19 protein-coding genes are annotated in these 17,910 nt (G+C 66.7%); 18 read left to right on the forward strand and 1 reads right to left on the reverse strand.

Annotation, left to right across the window (positions count from 1 at the left end):
- Positions 1-93 precede the first annotated feature (93 nt).
- The 18 genes from ACQP0C_RS29725 to ACQP0C_RS29810 all read left to right on the forward strand — a co-directional run bounded on the left by ACQP0C_RS29725 (position 94) and on the right by ACQP0C_RS29810 (position 17,427).
- Positions 94-1,119, forward strand: a complete 1,026-nt coding sequence (locus tag ACQP0C_RS29725; RefSeq protein ID WP_433725228.1) for an NlpC/P60 family protein — start codon at positions 94-96, stop codon at positions 1,117-1,119.
- A gap of 6 nt (positions 1,120-1,125) precedes the next feature.
- The gene (locus ACQP0C_RS29730; RefSeq protein ID WP_433725230.1) at positions 1,126-2,121 is read left to right on the forward strand and encodes a hypothetical protein; all 996 of its coding nucleotides are present in this window, start codon (positions 1,126-1,128) and stop codon (positions 2,119-2,121) included.
- A gap of 62 nt (positions 2,122-2,183) precedes the next feature.
- The gene (locus ACQP0C_RS29735) at positions 2,184-3,311 is read left to right on the forward strand and encodes a glycosyltransferase family 4 protein (protein ID WP_433725231.1); all 1,128 of its coding nucleotides are present in this window, start codon (positions 2,184-2,186) and stop codon (positions 3,309-3,311) included.
- Between the two features lie 196 nt (positions 3,312-3,507).
- Complete coding sequence (locus tag ACQP0C_RS29740; protein WP_433725233.1) at positions 3,508-3,891, forward strand: polyketide cyclase / dehydrase and lipid transport; 384 nt, start codon at positions 3,508-3,510, stop codon at positions 3,889-3,891.
- Positions 3,892-3,934: 43 nt separating this feature from the next.
- Positions 3,935-4,372 (forward strand): SRPBCC family protein, encoded by a 438-nt coding sequence (locus tag ACQP0C_RS29745; protein WP_433725235.1) that lies wholly within the window; start codon positions 3,935-3,937, stop codon positions 4,370-4,372.
- 38 nt (positions 4,373-4,410) lie between these two features.
- Positions 4,411-5,664 (forward strand): ArsA family ATPase, encoded by a 1,254-nt coding sequence (locus ACQP0C_RS29750; RefSeq protein ID WP_433734701.1) that lies wholly within the window; start codon positions 4,411-4,413, stop codon positions 5,662-5,664.
- Complete coding sequence (locus ACQP0C_RS29755) at positions 5,661-6,128, forward strand: hypothetical protein (protein WP_433725237.1); 468 nt, start codon at positions 5,661-5,663, stop codon at positions 6,126-6,128. The genes ACQP0C_RS29750 and ACQP0C_RS29755 overlap by 4 nt, the downstream gene beginning before the upstream one ends.
- Positions 6,125-7,138 (forward strand): ROK family protein, encoded by a 1,014-nt coding sequence (locus ACQP0C_RS29760; RefSeq protein ID WP_433725239.1) that lies wholly within the window; start codon positions 6,125-6,127, stop codon positions 7,136-7,138. Before ACQP0C_RS29755 ends, ACQP0C_RS29760 begins: the two co-directional genes overlap by 4 nt.
- Positions 7,139-7,351: 213 nt before the next feature.
- On the forward strand, positions 7,352-8,077 hold the full coding sequence (locus ACQP0C_RS29765) for a lysophospholipid acyltransferase family protein (protein WP_433725241.1): 726 nt from the start codon (positions 7,352-7,354) through the stop codon (positions 8,075-8,077).
- Positions 8,078-8,143: 66 nt separating this feature from the next.
- Positions 8,144-8,818, forward strand: a complete 675-nt coding sequence (locus ACQP0C_RS29770) for a phosphoribosylanthranilate isomerase (RefSeq protein WP_433725243.1) — start codon at positions 8,144-8,146, stop codon at positions 8,816-8,818.
- 182 nt (positions 8,819-9,000) lie between these two features.
- Entirely contained in the window at positions 9,001-9,870 is an 870-nt protein-coding gene (locus tag ACQP0C_RS29775) for a hypothetical protein (protein ID WP_433725245.1), read from the forward strand.
- A gap of 297 nt (positions 9,871-10,167) precedes the next feature.
- Complete coding sequence (qcrB, locus tag ACQP0C_RS29780) at positions 10,168-11,793, forward strand: cytochrome bc1 complex cytochrome b subunit (RefSeq protein ID WP_433725247.1); 1,626 nt, start codon at positions 10,168-10,170, stop codon at positions 11,791-11,793.
- A complete protein-coding gene (locus tag ACQP0C_RS29785) occupies positions 11,790-12,029 on the forward strand; it encodes a hypothetical protein (protein WP_433725249.1) in 240 nt (79 codons plus the stop codon). Before qcrB ends, ACQP0C_RS29785 begins: the two co-directional genes overlap by 4 nt.
- A 162-nt stretch (positions 12,030-12,191) precedes the next feature.
- Positions 12,192-12,656, forward strand: a complete 465-nt coding sequence (locus tag ACQP0C_RS29790) for a nitroreductase/quinone reductase family protein (RefSeq protein ID WP_433725251.1) — start codon at positions 12,192-12,194, stop codon at positions 12,654-12,656.
- A gap of 73 nt (positions 12,657-12,729) precedes the next feature.
- Complete coding sequence (locus ACQP0C_RS29795; RefSeq protein WP_433725253.1) at positions 12,730-14,289, forward strand: alkaline phosphatase D family protein; 1,560 nt, start codon at positions 12,730-12,732, stop codon at positions 14,287-14,289.
- A 52-nt stretch (positions 14,290-14,341) separates the two neighbouring features.
- Complete coding sequence (locus ACQP0C_RS29800) at positions 14,342-15,619, forward strand: FAD-binding oxidoreductase (protein ID WP_433725255.1); 1,278 nt, start codon at positions 14,342-14,344, stop codon at positions 15,617-15,619.
- A 146-nt stretch (positions 15,620-15,765) separates the two neighbouring features.
- Positions 15,766-16,590 (forward strand): SDR family NAD(P)-dependent oxidoreductase, encoded by an 825-nt coding sequence (locus ACQP0C_RS29805; protein WP_433725257.1) that lies wholly within the window; start codon positions 15,766-15,768, stop codon positions 16,588-16,590.
- Positions 16,591-16,701: 111 nt separating this feature from the next.
- Positions 16,702-17,427 carry an SUKH-4 family immunity protein gene (locus ACQP0C_RS29810; RefSeq protein WP_433725259.1) on the forward strand — a complete coding sequence of 242 codons (726 nt, stop codon included), beginning with the start codon at positions 16,702-16,704 and terminating at the stop codon, positions 17,425-17,427.
- 65 nt (positions 17,428-17,492) lie between these two features.
- Here the strand turns inward: ACQP0C_RS29810 and ACQP0C_RS29815 are convergent, their stop codons facing one another.
- Positions 17,493-17,909: a cytochrome c oxidase subunit 4 gene (locus tag ACQP0C_RS29815; RefSeq protein WP_354961057.1), complete on the reverse strand. Its 417-nt coding sequence runs from the start codon at positions 17,907-17,909 to the stop codon at positions 17,493-17,495.
- Position 17,910 lies beyond the last annotated feature (1 nt).

The following is a 17,910-nucleotide window of genomic DNA, read 5'->3' on the forward strand; positions in this document are numbered from 1 at the left end:
GCCGCAGCTCACGGAGGCGAGAAGTCGCTTCACGAGAGAAACGGGGCTTGGCGCGCTGTGACACATCACCGGAGACATCGCACGAAACGTCTGGTGGGAGGGGCATTAGCGGCGGGAGTCCTGGCCGCAACACTCCACAGCGGCAGTCCGGCCGGGGCCGATCCGGCCGCCCTGCCGACCACGGCCAGCGAGGCCGTGCAGCGCATGATCGACCTGTCGCGCGAATCCGAACAGCTCAATCAACAGGCGCTCGGCGCGCAGGCCGATCTGGACACCAAACTCGCCGTCCTGCACGACGCCGACGCCAAACTCGCGGCGGCCACCGAGACCGCCGATGCGGCCCGCGACGAAGTCCGCAAGTTCCAGCCGATCATCGATCGCACCGTGATCGCCGCCTATCAGGGCGCACGCACCAACCGGCTCTCCGCTGTTCTGCTGAGCGATTCACCGCAGCGTCTGCTCGACCAGATGTCCACCATCGACGTCATCTCGGCGAAGAACTCCGAGCAGCTCAATCTCTATAGGCGCGCCACCGCCGCCGCGACCGAGGCCGAGAAGTCCGCGCGCACCGCCGCCGACACCGCCCGCGCCGCTTCCGATAAGGCCGACCAGGTGCGCGCCGATCTCGAGCGCAAGCGTTCCTTCCTGTCGGGGTCGATCGCGCAGGTGGTCGAGGCGTGGGGTCAGTTGTCCACCAAGGACAAATCGGCCTTGGCCGGATCGCCCTTCCCACCCGGATTCGATACCGACACCCTGCTGCGCGGCCTGGTTCCCGGCAGTGGCACCAGCGCGCTGGCCGCCGGACTCACCCGCATCGGTGACCCGTACGTCTGGGGCGCGACCGGACCACACCAGTTCGACTGCTCCGGACTCGTGCAGTGGGCCTTCAAACAGGTCGGCAAGGATGTGCCGCGGACCAGTTCCCAGCAGGCCACCTACGGCACCCCGGTGGACAAGAACGATCTGCAGCCCGGCGATGTCGTGTTCTTCTACTCCGATATCTCCCATGTCGGCATCTACGCGGGCAATGGACTCATGCTGCACGCGTCGACGTTCGGCGTTCCGGTGGCCGTCGCACCCCTGGGGTCGACGCCTTATCACTCGGCTCGGCGATACTGATCAGCTATGAGTAGCTTGCGGCGCGCTCGTACGTGGTTGTTCGTGCGGCGACGCTTCCAGTTCGTGGCCACTGTCGCGATGGTGATCGTGCTGACCGGCACCTGTGGCGCGCTGCTGATGGTGCCGAATTGGGTACTGCCGAAATTGCATGCGGCCCAGCCGACTTCGGTCGGCAGTCTGCATGCCGCCGCTGACGATGCGCGCCTGACCGCGATCCGCCGGACTCTCGAACCCTTCGGACAGCTCGTCACCGAACAGGTGCCGACCGGGAACGACCAGCAGTCACTGGTCGTCGGTCATCCCGCGCAACGGGCCGAAATCGATATCCTCGCCGGCGAACTCGCCACCGCGACCACGGCCGTCACCGACCTCTGGGGTGCGGGCTGGGCCCAGTCCGCGCTGGTGGTGGTCGCATCGAATCCGTCGGAGTTCGCCGCGCTGGTGCGTTCGACGAATATGCCCGCCGATGTCGCCGCGGCCTCGGTCGCCGACCCGTTCGTGCCGGGCACCCAGCCGACCGGACAGCGCGTCGTCTTCAGCGCCGACGCCGGACGCCGTCTCGACAGCGACGGACTGCGGACCCTGCTGCGTCACGAACTCACCCACATCGCGACCCGCGCCCAGACCGTGGACGGCGCACCGCAGTGGATGCTCGAGGGCTTCGCCGAATTCGTGGCCCACCTCGGCACCGGACATCGCTTCGCCGATATCGCGCCGACGGTGTCCACCCGGGTCCGCGCCGGCGATATCCCGCCCGATCTCCCGGCCGACGCCGATTTCGCCGGAACCGGCGCCGTCGCCGCCTATGAGCTGGGCTGGTCGGTCTGCGCATTCGTGGCCGACAAGTTCGACCAACCGCGCGTGGTAGAGCTCTACCGTCGCATCGCCGCAGGCAAACAGGACCCGGCCGGCGAGGACCGCATCATGCGCGAAGTCCTCGGCACCAGCCGCACCGATCTGGTCGCCGACTGGCGAAACTGGTTGTCGGCACACGCCGCTTGAGTCGCGCTGCAAATGGACAGAGCGCCGAAGGCGCGGCAAATCCCACACAGTAGTTTGTTCGCATGGCCCGAACTCTGCTGGTTACCAATGATTTCCCGCCGCGGCCGGGCGGTATCCAGTCGTATCTGCAGGCGCTGGCCGGTGAGCTGCCGCCCGATGATCTGGTTGTCTATGCTCCGCGGTGGCGCGGTGATAGTCATCTGAAATTCGATGCTAAGCAGAAGTTCCAGGTGGTTCGCCACCCCACCACGCTGATGCTGCCGACCCCGCTGGTGCTGCGGCGCGCGGCGCGACTGCTGCGCGGTGAGAACTGCGACACCGTGTGGTTCGGTGCGGCGGCGCCGCTGGCCTTGCTCTCGCCGATGCTGCGGCGCGCGGGCGCGACCCGGATTCTGGCCAGTACCCACGGACACGAGGTCGGCTGGTCGATGCTGCCGGGCGCGCGGCAGGCGCTGCGCGTGATCGGCGAGCACACCGATGTCGTCACCTATGTCAGCCGGTATACCCGCGGCCGGTTCGCCTCGGCGTTCGGACCCGATGCCGCGCTCGAATATCTGCCGCCGGGTGTGGATACCGAGGTGTTCCGGCCGGATCCGGCCGCGCGCGCGGAGCTGCGCGAGCGCTACGGCCTCGGCGATCGGCCGACCATCCTGTGCCTGTCCCGACTGGTTCCGCGCAAGGGACAGGACGCGTTGATCGTCGCCATGCGCGAGATCCGCGACCGCATTCCCGGTGCGGTGCTGGTGGTCGCGGGCGGCGGACCGTACGAGGACAAGTTGCACGCCCTCGCTGTGGCTCTCGGTGTCGCCGAGGACGTGGTCTTCACCGGCCGGGTCCCGTCCAGCGAACTGGCCGCCCACCACACGCTGGCCGATGTGTTCGCGATGCCGAGCCGGACCCGAGGGGCCGGACTCGATGTCGAGGGTCTCGGCATCGTGTACCTGGAGGCGTCGGCATCCGGCGTCCCGGTGGTCGCCGGGCGTTCGGGCGGTGCGCCGGAGACCGTGCTGGAGGGCAAGACCGGCCGCGTTGTCGATGGACGCAACACCACTGAGATCGCCAATGCCATCGTCGACATCCTGTCCGATCGCGACGCCGCCGCGCAGATGGGTGCGGCGGGGCGCCAATGGGTCGAGGAGCAGTGGCGCTGGGACAGCCTGGGCGCGCGGTTGCGTCAGCTGCTGCAATAAGGTGGCGGCGGCGTACGGTCCAGCGCTGTTATCTATTACAGTCGGGCTGTGAGTGAGCGAAGCGAGCGAACCATGCGTGCCCTGCGCACGGCGGAGCCGAGCGTCAGCGAGGCGCAGCTGTGAGAGAGCGCAGCGAACGAACCATGTGCCAGCGCGCTCTGCGCACAGCGGAGCCGAGCGTCAGCGAGGCGCAGCCGTGAGCAGCATTCAAATCGCGGATCAGACGTTCGTCGCCGCCCCGGGTGCCGCGGTCGCCGAGATCCTGTCGGGCATGAACAATTGGCGCCGCTGGTGGCCGGACCTCGACCTCGAGGTCCGGGAAGACCGGGCCGACAAGGGGATTCGCTGGACGGTCACCGGTGCGCTGACCGGAACCATGGAAGTATGGCTGGAGCCCGCACTGGACGGGGTGATCCTGCACTACTTCCTGCATGCCGAACCGAAGGCGCCGACCCGCGATCTGGCCGCCGCCAATCGGGCCCGCCGGGTGGCGGGCAAGACGATGTCGTTCGAGATCAAGGCCAGGCTGGAGGCGGGCCGCGCGGCGGGTGTCGCACCGGCCCACACCACCGCCCGCTGACACACAACTACAGCAGCGCAGCTGAAAGGAATCGTTGTCCGCCATGGCCGACAGGACTCAGAGGTCGATCATCATCGACGCACCGTCGCAGCGGGTGATGTCCGTCATCGCCGATCTGGAGTCCTACCCGGAGTGGGTCTCGGCGGCGAAATCGGTTGAGGTACTGGAGAAAAGCGCCGACGGCCGGGCGCGTACCGCCCGCTTCGTGCTGGACGCCGGAGTCGTCAAGGACACCTACGTGTTGTCCTATACCTGGCGGCCGGACAACAAATCGGTCAGCTGGACGCTGGTCAGCGGCGATCTGCAGAAGGCGCAGGACGGCACCTACGAACTCATCGACCAGCCCGACGGCACCACCGAGGTGACCTACGAGCTCACCGTCGACCTGAACATCCCGATGATCGGCATGTTCAAGCGCAAGGCGGAGAAGGTGATCACCGATACCGCACTCAAGGAACTGAAGAAACGGGTCGAAGGCTGATCACGCACACGCCCGAGGCAGCCGGGACCCGGGTCGAACTGTTCATCGGCAAGGGCGGGGTCGGCAAGACGACATTGGCCTGCGCCACCGCCATGGCCTACGCACGGGGTGGTCAGCGAGTGCTGGTGGCCTCGTTGGATCAGGCGCATTCGCTCGGCGACGCGCTCGGCTTCCGATTTCCGCACGATCCCGGCACCGTGGCCGGAATCGCCGGCGTGCTCCCCGGACTCGATGTGATCGAGGTCGATTCCCTTGCACTGCTGGAGGATCGGTTCCGCGAGGTGGTGCGGATGCTGGCCACCGGAACCGGCCATGAGCACGGCATCGACCTGGCCGCGCTGGATCCGGCCGAACTGACCGGACTGCCCGGCGTGCAGGAATTGCTGATGCTGGTGGAGATCACCCAGTTCGTCCAGGAGAACGACTGGGATGTGATCGTCGTCGACTGCCCGCCGTCGGCGGATATGCTGCGCATCATCACCGCACCGGAAACCCTGCTCGGCTATACGGAGCGGGTGTGGCCACAGCACGCGAGGGCTCTGAGTGCGGTCGGCACCGATCTGCGCCGCGCGGTGCTCGCCACCACGGTCGAACGAATCGTCAAGGCGGTGACCGAGGTGCGCGATCTGCTCGCCGATCACGCCCGCACCGGCGCGCGGCTGATCACCGTCGCCGAACAGGTGGCCATCGCCGAATCGGAGCGGGTGCGTTCGGCCGCGGCGCTGCTCGGCCTGCGCTTGGACGCGGTGGTGGTGAACAAGGTGCTGCCCGCCGCGCCGCCGCCGACCGCGCTGGAGGTCGCATCCCATCCGGCGGTGCAGTGGTATCTGAATCGGCGTGCCGAACAGTTGGACGTGGTGAACCGGCTGCAACGGGGTATGAATGGAACACGGGTGCTGATCGCCCAGCACACCGGGCCCGAACCGGTCGGGCTCACCTCACTGTCCGCCCTGTCGTACGCGATGGACTCGGGCGAGCGGTTAGACACCGACCCCGCGCTGCGCGACAATCCGGCGGAGGTTCGCACAAGTTCCGGCCAGCCGGTGGTTCGATTGGAGTCGGGCACCGGTTTGCATTCGGTGTACGCGATGCGGATGCACCTGCCCGTCGTCGATGCGGCGACGCTGCGACTGGGACGAGTGGAGGACGATTTGATCGTGGGAGCGGACGGGGTCCGGCGCCGGGTGCGCCTGGCTCCGGTATTGCGGCGGTGCACGGTCGATGGCGCCGAACTCGATCACGACTATCTGGTCGTGCGTTTCCGTCCGGACCCGGAGGCGTGGCCGGTATGACCGATACGAGCGGCGGCCGAGCGGATGGCTGGCCAGGCAATGTCGATCCCGATGACGGCTTCGGCGAATTCGCCGCGGAGTTGAAGCTGCTCGCGGAGGCGGTGCTGGAGCGGGTCGAGCCGGCGCTGCGCCGAGCCGCCGACGGACAGCCGGACTGGTCGAGCTGCAGTTGGTGCCCCGTGTGCGCGGCGGCCGCACTGGTACGCGGTGAGCACCACGATGTGCTCGCGGTGGTGGCCGATCACGGCACCGCGATCGTCACGGTGCTGCGCGAGGCGCTGGCCGGGGTGCCGGTCGATCCGGTCATGCCCGATGACGGTGTACCGCACGATCATTCGGCCTTCGTCGAGCAGAACGGGGACGCACCGGCGGCGGCCGAGGCGAATCCCCGCGCACAGCACTCGACCCCGGGCGCGCGCGAGCGGGCCCGCTATGTCGGCATCCCCGTAACGATCAAGGCATGACCGCGCGAGTAGCACATGCGCGACCGCTGACCGTCGGAATCGACGTCGGCGGCACCAACATTCGCGCATCGGTGGTTGACGGCGACGGCGAGGTGCTCGACACCGTTGTCGCCCCGACGCCGCATTCGGCACGGGCACTGGAGAACGCGCTGGACCGCGCGGTCCGCGAGCTATGTCGCAGACACCCGATCGGCGCGGTCGGTCTGGCGGTGGCCGGGTTCATCAACGGCGATCGCTCGACGGTGCGCTTCGCACCGCACCTACCGTGGCAGGACACCCCGGTCGCACAGCGGCTCACCGAACGTCTCGAACTGCCGGTGATCCTGGAGCACGACGCCAATGCCGCCATGTGGGCCGAGTACCGGTTCGGCGCGGCGGCGGGCGGACACAATTCGGTGCTGGTGGCGATCGGCACCGGGATCGGCGCGGCGCTGCTGATCGACGGCGAACTGTATCGGGGCACCCATGGCGTCGCACCCGAACTCGGACATCTGCAGGTGGTGCCGCAGGGCCGGGCCTGTCCGTGCGGTAAGCGCGGCTGCTGGGAAAGGTATTGCAGCGGAACGGCTCTGGTCGATACCGCGATCGAGATGCTGGCCACCGATCCGGTGCATTCGACGGTGCTGGCGCGCGAGGTGCTGCGCGATCCCGGCTCGCTGACCGGACGCCGGGTGGCCGGGGCGGCACAGGACGGCGACCCCCTTGCCGTGGCGGTCATGGCCGATTTCGCGCGCTGGCTCGGGCTCGGGCTGGCCTTCGTCAGCGATATTTTCGATCCCGGACTGATCGTGATCGCCGGTGGCGTCAGCAGTTCGGCGGGTCTGTTCCTGGACGAGGCCCGCGAGGAATACGCGCGGGCGATCACCGGCGCCGGCCATCGGCCGCTGGCCCGGATCCGCACCACCCAACTCGGTGAGGCGGCGGGCATGATCGGCGCGGCGGAACTCGCCAGAGCCACCCTCGTCGACACCGGGCGCGGCCGATCGTGGGTCGCGCGTTCCTCGCACTGAGTTCGATTGCGGCGCTCGCGGGGCCCTCCGTGAGTCACGCTCCACTACCGCCTGCGGGCCCGTCGCTCACGCCGCGGGCGGTCGGATATATCAGCACTCGAGAACATGTGGTGAGATACACCGCTCCGCTTGGATGTGATCTGTAACCGACGGTAAAGTCGGCAACTGACGGTTGTACCCGTAAACGATCCCGGCCGCGGGGGTTAGGACGCCATGCTCTACTGGATGCTGAAGTACCTGTTCCCAGGACCGTTCATGCACCTCTACAACCGTCCGACAGTCGAAGGCGTGGAACACATTCCCGCCGACGGGCCCGCCATCCTGGCCGGTAACCACCTGTCGTTCTCGGACTGGTTGTTCGCGCCACTGATGAGCCCGCGCCGCATCAGCTATCTGGCCAAGGCCGAGTACTTCAATACCCCCGGCTTCAAGGGTCGGCTGCAGAAGTTCTTCTTCAGCGCCACCGGCCAGTACCCGATCGACCGCAGCGGTGCCACTGCGGCCGAGGACGCTCTCATCGCCGCCCGCAAACTCCTCGACAAGGGCCACCTCGTCGGCCTCTACCCGGAGGGCACCCGCTCCCCCGACGGCCGCCTCTACAAGGGCAAGACCGGTCTGGCCCGCCTCGCTCTCGAAACCGGTGTCCCCGTCATTCCGGTCGCCGTCATCGGCACCTTCGAGGTCAGCCCGCCCGGCCCCTTCCGCTGGCGCCGCCACCAGGTCACCGTGAAATTCGGTGCCCCCATCGACTTCTCCCGCTACGAGGGCATGGGCGGCAACCGCTTCGTCGAACGTGCCGTCACCGACGAGGTCATGTACGAACTCATGCAACTCGGCGGCCAGGAGTACGTCGACGTCTACGCCGCCAGCCTGAAGAAGGGCGTCCCCTCCGGCTCCGCCCCCGACGCCACCCGCATCCCGGAGACCGCGGCCAGCTAGTTTCGGGCCAACCGGATTCGGTTCGAGCGCGCATCGATACGGCCACTCGACGGATATCGTTGAGTCGTGACGGTGCGCGCAAAAATTTGCGGTATCAGGTCCGAGCGCGATCTGCGGGTTGCGCTGGCCGCCGGTGCCGACGCCATCGGATTCATCTCGGGGATCACCCATTTCAGCGAGGATGCTCTCGACGCCGAGCGCGCCGCCGAGTTGTCGCGCCTGGCTCCGCCGTACGTCACTCGGGTCCTTGTCACCCATCTGGAAGACGCCGCCGCGATCGTCGACCTCGCCGACCGGGTGGGTGTGGACGCGATCCAGGTGCACGGGCTGGTCTCGATGGACACGGTTCGCGAGGTTCGCAAGACCTCGGGCGGGCGCAAGATCATCAAGGCGGTGCATGTCACCGGCCCCGAAGCGGTCGATATCGCGCGTTCGGTCGCACCGGATTGTGATGCGGTGCTGCTCGATTCGCGCACCGCGGACCGTCTCGGCGGTACCGGACTGACCCACGACTGGTCGGTGAGCGCGGCCGTGGTGACCGCACTGCACGAACTCGGCTGCCCGGTCGTGCTCGCCGGTGGGCTCGGCCCGGACAATGTCGCCGACGCCATCGCGCGCGTGCACCCCTTCGCGGTGGACGTCAACAGCGGGGTCGAAACAGCCACCGGTGATAAGCAACCCGATGCGTGCGCGGCCTTCGTGACGGCGGCACACCGGACATTGTGGTGCCGGCCATCGTGACGTGGGAGGTCGCGGTTCGTGGGGTGTTGGGGCGCAGTGGATTCGGTGGGGGGGAGGATCTCGGCAACATTCGAGCGGGGGGCGAGCTGTCGGGGCACAATCAGCGGGGTAGGTGTTCCGGGTGCGGTAGGTGCGGGGTCGGGCGGTGGCAGCGACTTCGCAAGACGAGCTAGGGGCCGCGAATGTCCGAGGCAGGGACGGATCTGTTGTTATCGCTCGCGGTGGCCGCGGCACATCAGCTCGGGTATTCCTGCCGGGCGGCGAATGCGGATGACGTGATGTTGTCCGGGCCCGCCGGGGATGTCATGGTCGGGTTGTCGAATTTGCGGCGGATGGCGGCCGATGAGCCGCCGGATCAGTGGCCCGCGTTGGTGGCGGACTATCTCAGTACCGGCCTGGTCGATCTGGAGGTCGATCGCGATCCGCTCGATACCGGCAATTTCGCGATGATGCGGGGGCTGATCCGGACTCGGCTGTACTCCGGGCAGGGTGGGGCACCGGATGTGGTGCACCGCGAGGTCGCGCCCGGACTGGTCCAGCGAGTGCTGATCGATCAGGTGCACACCATGGCGCCGGTCACCTATCCGATGCTGCGGCAGTGGCCGATCGACGAATGCGACCTGTTCATCCTCGCCGAACACAACACCCGCGCGGACGGTCCGCTGGAGGCGATCACCCATCGGATCGATGCGCCGATGTCCGACGGTGTCGAGATCACCATGCTGAGCGGCATCTCCGACTACATCACCGCGCACGCGCGCTGGCTGGACGAGTATCCGGTGGTCGGACCGGCGGGGTCGGTATTCGCGGTGCCGTCCCAGCGCCAGATCTACGCGCATCCGGTGGCGAATCTCGACGTCGTGCGGGCCACCACGGTGCTCGCCCAGGTCGCGGTGCTCGACTACGCCCAGCGGCCGTGGCCGGTCAGCCAGGACGTCTACTGGTGGCACGACCGCACCATCGAACTGGCCGCCACCACCGAGCACACCGGTGAGGCACTCTGCATCTACCCCTCGGACAACTTCCTGTCCGCGCTGAACGAACTCCCCTGAGCCGCTGACGCCGAGATCTGCGTCACTCCCCGCCCATCGAAGCGCCCTCCTAGCAGGCCCTTTATGTAGGGCATTCGCCCGACACCCCCGCATCCCCATTTCTCGCATCCAGGGCTGTCACGTTTTGCGCCACCAATGCGTCTTATGCGTAGACAGCTTCCGGCGGAGAAGGAGATGAACCATGCCTGTGCTGCTCATAGGTCATGAGGTGGCGGACGAGGGCAACGCCGCGGCGGCATTCGCGGCGCAGGCGCCCACACCGCCGTTCGGCCTACTCGGCTCGTACGGGATCGCGCGATGAGCTCGAAGGTGGCGCACCAGGCCGATGCGGCCGACGAGCGGTACCGCGCCGCCGCCTTCGTGAAACGCTCGATCAATAAGGTCTTTCCGACGCACTGGTCGTTCCTGCTCGGCGAGATCGCGCTGTACAGCTTCATCATCCTGCTGCTGTCGGGCGTATATCTGACGTTGTTCTTCGAACCGTCGATGACCGAGGTTGTCTACGACGGCGCCTACCAGCCGTTGCGGGGAGTGCAGATGTCGGCTGCGTACCGTAGCGCGCTGGATATCTCCTTCGACGTGCGCGGCGGGCTGTTCGTGCGGCAGGTACACCATTGGGCCGCTTTGCTTTTCACGGCGTCGATGATCGTTCACATGTTCCGGATCTTCTTCACCGGTGCCTTCCGCAAGCCGCGCGAGGCCACCTGGCTGATCGGCGTGACGCTGTTGATCCTGGCGATGTTCGAGGGATTCTTCGGATACTCGCTGCCGGACGATCTGCTCTCCGGAACCGGTCTGCGCGCCGCGTTCAGCGGTATCACCATGAGCATCCCCGTGATCGGCACTTGGCTGCACTGGCTGATGTTCGGCGGTGACTTCCCGGGCACGGTCATCATCCCGCGGATGTACATCACGCACGTGCTGTTGTTTCCGGGCATCATGCTGGCGTTGATCGCCGCGCACATCGGTTTGGTGTGGTACCAGAAGCACACGCAGTTCCCCGGGCCGGCGCGCACCGAGCGCAACGTCGTCGGCGCCCGGATCGTGCCGGTGTTCTCGCTGGACCAGGGCGCGTTCTTCATGTTCACCCTGGGAACGGTCGCGCTTCTCGGTGGTGTGCTGCAGATCAACCCGATCTGGAACCTGGGCCCCTACAACCCCTCTCAGGTGTCGGCGGGTTCGCAACCCGACTTCTACATGATGTGGACCGACGGCCTGGTGCGCTTGATGCCGCCATGGGAGATCTACATCGGCGGCTACACGGTCCCCGCGGTGTTCTGGGTCGCGGTGATCATGGGGCTGGTGTTCGCGATGCTCTACGTCTACCCGTGGATCGAGAAGAGGCTCAGCGGCGACACCGCCCACCACAATCTGCTGCAGCGGCCGCGTGATGTGCCGGTGCGCACGGGGATCGGCGCCATGGCGATCGCGTTCTATCTGGTGCTGACTTTGGCGTGTGTCAACGACATCATCGCGCTGAAGTTCAACATCTCGCTGAATACGACGACGTGGATCTTCCGTATCGGTCTGCTGACCGCGCCACCCATCGCGTATTACCTGGCGTACCGGTTCTGCATCGGTCTGCAGCGCAGTGACCGGGCGGTGCTCGAGCACGGCATCGAGACCGGTGTGATCAAGCGACTGCCGCATGGTGAGTACATCGAGGTGCACCAGTCGCTCGGACCGGTCGACGAGCACGGCCATCCGGTACCCCTGCCGTACCAGGGCGCCGTGGTACCGAAGAAGATGAACAAGTTGGGTTCGGCGGGCAAACCGGACACCGGCAGCTTCCTGCGACCCGATCCGGCGGCGGAATCCGCGCGATACTTCGAGATCGAGCACGCAGAGGAACGCAAACAGCTCGCCGTGCTACAGAAGTATCAGGACCGAATCTCCGCCGACGGTGAAAGGCACGCACCATGATGTGGCTCGAGCGCTCGCATGAGCCCGACACCGAGGACTACGGACTGCTCGTCGCGGCCGCGACGGTGACCAGTGCGACCACCGCACACGCGGTGCGTGACCTTTTGCGCTACCACGGAATCCGGGCCACCACCGGTCCGGCGCATGCCACCCGCCAGCCCGACCGCCACCGCGTGCTCGTCTTCCCTGAGGATGCCGTGCGCGCCTACGAAATCCTCTGCGACAACACCGTCTGAGGACCTCGGGCACACACCACGGCCCGGACCAAGGCCCCGAACCGACCCGGTTCGGGGCCTTCGTGCATTGGCGCGGCGATCGGTCGAGCTCGACCTCGGAATTGATCACCACGTGCCATGCTGGGAGGTGCACACAGTTCCGAGCCGCAAAGGGAGCGGATCATGAGCTTTCATAAGATTCCGGCGGGGACCACCGGGTCCCGGCCGCCCTCATCCAATCCGGTATCTCGTTTCCTGATCCGGGCCATGGAGCGATACCACCGGTTGCGCCACGATCGATTCCTCGGCATGGACCTGGTGTATCTGACCACGGTCGGCGCGAAGAGCGGTGCGGAACGTCGGGTGACGGTCAGCCGCTTTCCGGCCGACGACGGCGGCTGGCTCATCGTCGCCTCCATGGGTGGCGCCATCCAACATCCGGGCTGGTATCACAATATCGCCGCACATCCCGATCAGGTGTGGGCCGAGGTGGGCGGCAGGAAATTCCACGTAACGGCCGAACAGTTGGACGGCGAGCGGCGCGAGCGGGCCTGGCAGCAGATCACCGCCGAGCAACCGCGCTATCTCGGCTACCAGAAGAAGACCGACCGGCTCATCCCGATCATCGAACTTCGACCGCGCGGCTGACTACGCGCGCCTGTTGGCCGAGCAGACGATAGGAGTTCACACGGTGTTGGACTCCCTGCGCCAAGGTGGGCGAGTGACTGGTTCGGACTTCGACATCTCCCGACGGACGCTGTTGCGCACCTCCGCCCTCGGTCTCGTCGCGGCCCCGGCACTGGCCGCTTGTTCGAATGATGGTCCCGCACTGGTCCGTCGGCGCCCGAATCTCACGCACGGCGTCGCGGTCGGCGACCCGCGCACCGACGGCGCACTGATCTGGGCGCGCTCGGATCAGCCCGCGAAGTTGATCGTGGAGACCGCGGCCACCGAATCCTTCACCGACGCCAAACGATTCACCGGCCCACTGCTGACCCCGGACGCCGACGGCACCGGGCGGGTGCGCGTCAACGGCCTGCCCGCGGGTCAGCAGGTGCACTACCGGGTGACCCTCGAAGGCGAGGACGGCGCCACTTCCGAACCGATCACGGGCGTATTCCGCACGGTGCCAACGGGCGCGGCCGATATCAAACTGCAGTGGTCCGGCGATGTGGTCGGCCAGGGCTACGGCATCAATCCCGAACTCGGCGGCATGAAGATCTTCTCGGCCATGGCCGCGCGCGATCCGCACCTGTTCATCCACTCCGGTGATTCGATCTATGCCGATGTGCCGTTGCGGGAATCGGTGACACTGCCCGACGGGCGGATCTGGCGCAATATCGTCTCCGAGGCGAAAAGCGCTGTCGCTCAGACGCTCGAGCAGTTCCGCGGCAACTACGCCTACAACCTGACCGACCAGAACTACCGCCGCTTCAACTCCGCGGTCGCCCAGGTGGTCCAGTGGGACGACCACGAGACCGTCAACAACTGGTACCACGGCGGCCTGGTCGCCGAGACCAAGGGCTATACCGAGCGCAGCATGGACACCCTCGCGACCCGCTCCTGGCAGGCCTTCCACGAGTGGATGCCGTTGGAGCCCAAGGAGGCGGTGGACGGACGCCTCTACCGAAAAATCTCCTACGGCCCGCTGCTGGACGTCTTCGTGCTGGATATGCGGACCTATAAGGACACCAACGACATCAACAACGGACCCAACGGTCGCATCTTCGGTCCGGAACAGACGAAGTGGCTGATCGAGGGTCTGCGCGATGCCAAGGCCACCTGGAAGATCATCGCCAATGACCTGCCGCTCGGCTTGGTCGTCAAGGACGGTGAACAGAAGGTGACGGCCTATGAGGGTCCCGCCAACGGTGACAATGGCGCACCGTCCGGCCGGGAAACCGAGATCGCCCAAGTGCTTTCGGCCATCAAAGCGAACAAGGTCGGCGGCGTCGTCTGGCTGACCGCCGATGTGCACTACACCGCGGCCCACCACTACGCTCCGGAGCGCGCCGCGTTCACCGACTTCGACGAATTCTGGGAGTTCGTCTCCGGACCGCTGAATGCCGGTGCGTTCGGCCCGAATCCGCTGGACGGCACCTTCGGTCCGGAGGCGGTATTCGTACACGCCCCCGACGTCCAGAACGCCTCACCACTGGACAGCTACCAACATTTCGGTGAGGTACTGATCGACGGCAAGTCAAGGGAACTGACGGTCAACCTCTGCGATGCGGCCGGATCTGTCCTGTTCAGCCAGCGGCTCGCGCCGCCGATTCGCTAACCGTCGAGATCGAACGAGCATCGGAGCCCGCGCTGTGGTTAGCTTTCGATCCATGAGCACGCCGCACACTGTCGCCGCCGAAGAATATCTACCTCGTGACACCGCGGATGTCGTTCGTACTGTGCGGAATTCACGCGGTCGAGCGGAAAACCTCATGGTGCGCGGCGGCGAACCGATCGACGACGGTCTTTCGTTACCCGATCCGCGCACGGTGGTGTCGCTGCGAAAGATGAACGCGGTGCTCGATATCAACCTCGGCAGACGCACCGTGCGCGTGCAGGCCGGTGCCAAATTGTCCGATATCGATCGCCGCCTCGGCGCGCACGGGCTCGGTCTGCCGATCATCGGCGACCACCGCGATATCACCGCTGGCGGTTTCGCCTCTGTCGGCGGCGTGAGCACGGCATCGCACAAGTACGGCATGTTCATCGATCAGATCGTGGATCTCGAGTACGTCGATCCGGACGGACGCATCGGCACCTGTGGGCGCAACCACCACACCGAGCGCTTCCACCGGATCCTCGGCGCGGGCGGGCGCGCCGGCATCATCACCGCGCTCACCCTGGATGCGATCGATATCGATAAGGACCACACCTGGCTCACCACCGACGCCGACCGGTTTCTCGACTTCGACTCCTTCGTCGAACACGCCTACGCCGAAATCACCCGGCCGGGCAATGCCGCACTGCAGGTCGGTCGCTGGGTCGATACCGCGCCGCTGAAGGTGTCACGACCGGTCGGCACCGGACATGTGCAGTTGGGGACCGTGCGCTTCGGTCAGTGGTCGAGCCTGTATCCGACCACCCCGACCCGATCGCTGCGTGCGCGTCGCGAGGTCGGCTCCAAGACGAGGAAGTCGTTGGGCGCCATCGCCTCCGCGGCGGGTGGACGCGCGGGCGCACCCGTGCGCAATGCCGCCGCCGGCGCACTCATGTTCGCCCCGAAGGTGCTGACGCTGCGCGATGCGGAGTACCTGGCCGATACCGTGATCAGCTCCTCGGAGCGCGGCCCGGCCTACCGGGTCGCGATCTTCGCGCCGCTGTCGACCTACACCTCGGTCTTCTACCGACTGCACGACCTGTTTGCCGGACACCGGGAACGGACCGGCTGCTTCACCGTCATCTCCGCGATGACCTACGGCGTGCGCTCGAAGTACCTGCGCGAGGAGGCACAGGCGCGCGGGCTGTCGGTCGAAGACCACGGACTGATCACCTTCACCTGTCGTTTGCGGCCATCGGCGTTGCCCTCAGAACTGTTGCGCGACATCGTCACCGGAATCGATGAGATCTGCGTTTCCGAACGCGCCCTGCGGTACGACTCCGCGGATTAGACTGTGTCGCGCCGCACATAGTCGCCAGCAAATAGCTTCACCGTCCATCGGTGGCACAGTTATCTGCTGGCGTCAGCGGTCGACTTCGGCACTGTCGGCGGGGTGTCGATGCGTTGGTTCAGCCCATCTGAATGAAGGTTGCTCTGATGCTCGAATTCCGCCCCGCCCCGGCCCGGCTGCCCGACCGTAAGCGGCAACGTCCCGAATCCATCGAGGGCCTGCGGGTGCTCGTGACCGACGCCTGTTCCGATATCGGCCGCGCCACCGCCGACCTACTGGCCGAACACGGCGCTCAGCTGCTGCTCGTGGCCCGGCGCGGGGACCGGCTCGTGGCCGCCTGCAATGAGATCGTCGACGCGGGCGGTCATGCCGGGTGGTTCCGCTGTGATATCTCGGCACTCGGCGATGTCGACGAACTCGTGCACTGGGTGCTGACCGAATTCGGCACCGTGGACGTGCTGATCAACAATGCGGGCCGCCCGGTGCGTCGACCCGTATCCCAATCGCTGGACCGCTTCCGCGACTACCAGCGCATGATGGCCACCAACTACTTCGGCCCGCTGCGCCTGACCCTCGGTCTGCTGCCAGCCATGCTGGAATCCGGTTCCGGCCACGTGATCAATGTCGGCCCGTGGAGCCTGAATACCGGCGCCGCACCGAATTTCGCCTCCTACGCCAGTTCCCAGGCGGCCTGGACCACCTTCGGGCAGTGCGTGGACGCCGAATTGTCGCCCCGGGGCATCCAGGTGACCAGTGTCCGGTATCCGGCCGTCCAACCCGAATCCGGAACCATCGCGCACTTCGTCGCCGAACCCGCGCTGGAGCCCAGCGATGCCGCCCGGCTCATCGAAACGGCCATCCGCACCCGCCCGGCCCATCTCGAACCCCGCTTCGCCCGCACGCTGCGCGGGCTGGCCGGGGTAGCGCCCCGCTCCACCAACCGCCTCCTCTCGCGCCTCGCCTCGTTGTAGCTCGTGCTGCGTGGACTGGCCCGCCCCACCGCAACAGCCCGGCCTCCTCGTAACCCACGCCTGCGGCTCAGGAGCAGCCGGAATTGCTGGGCAAACGGGTAGACATATGTCGTGGACACTGTTGAGAGGCGATTGGGGCTCGTACTTCGGGCACCGGTCGACTCGCTGGTTACCGACGATTGCGTGCGGATGCCGGACAGCGTTGCCAAGTGGAACCTGCCGGAGCGCGATCGGGCCGCGTTGCGGGCCTGGGGAATGCCGAGCGATATGCCCATGGCGGCCGATCCACAGCTCGGGGTCGAGCCGGAATTGATCCCGGCCATCGCGAGCGACCAGGAGCGCCGGTTGCTCACCGCAGATCGACGGCTCTATCGGCTGGGCCGGTGGGGGCGGCACCCGCTCACCCCGATGATCGCGGCGCTCGCCGGTGACGGGACGGTGTTCGGGCTGAGGGAGGCGCCACTCACGAACCCCGACTTGCCGCCGGTGATGCAGGACCGATACCCGGACCTGTCCAACTCCGCCGTCACCTATCTCAACTCCTCGGTCGCCCAGTTCCTGGAGGTCGCCTGGCGGTGGCGAGCCGCCAGCCGGATCCTGCGGGAAGTGACCGAGACCGAACCGCCATTCCCGGGAACCCGCGTCGCGCTGACCGAACGGGGCGAGGACGCCGATGCCATCCACGCGGCGTACCTCGAGCAATGCGAGCAGGTGTGGGAACGTACCGACGTCGATATAGCGGCGGTGCTGGCCGCCATGGCGGAGATCGACAATTTGACCGGACCCGATGGCCGGGAATCGCTCTGGGTGGAACTGATCAACAGCTTCCCCAGCTGACCCGCCCGGAAACGCCGAAGCGCCCCACCGGAATCCGGCAGGGCGCTTCGGAAAGAGCTACTCGCTCAGTGCTTCTCCGGGCCGAGGTAGTACTCGAAGACCAGACCGGCGGCCGCACCGAGGATGCAGACCACGCCGATGCCGATCAGCCAGAACTGGAAGAAGGCCAGGCCGAGTGCGGTGATCGAGCCCGCTGCGGCCAGCGTGATGGGCCAGAAGCTGCCGGGCGAGAAGAAGCCCAGATCGCCTGCGCCGTCCACGATCTCGGCGTCCTCGTAGTCCTCCGGACGCAGGTCGAGACGACGTGCGACGAACCGGAAGTAGGTGCCGATGATCAGCGACAGACCGGCGGTCAGCACCGTCGCGGTGGTGCCGGCCCATTCGACACCGGTGCGCGACTGGCCGGTGAAGTAGCCGTACACGATCGCCACGATCACGAAGAACACCGTGAGCAGTTCGAAAATCCGCGCTTCGATCTTCATA

Origin of the sequence: Nocardia sp. CA-129566, assembly GCF_050956075.1 — a bacterium.
Classification (GTDB): domain Bacteria; phylum Actinomycetota; class Actinomycetes; order Mycobacteriales; family Mycobacteriaceae; genus Nocardia.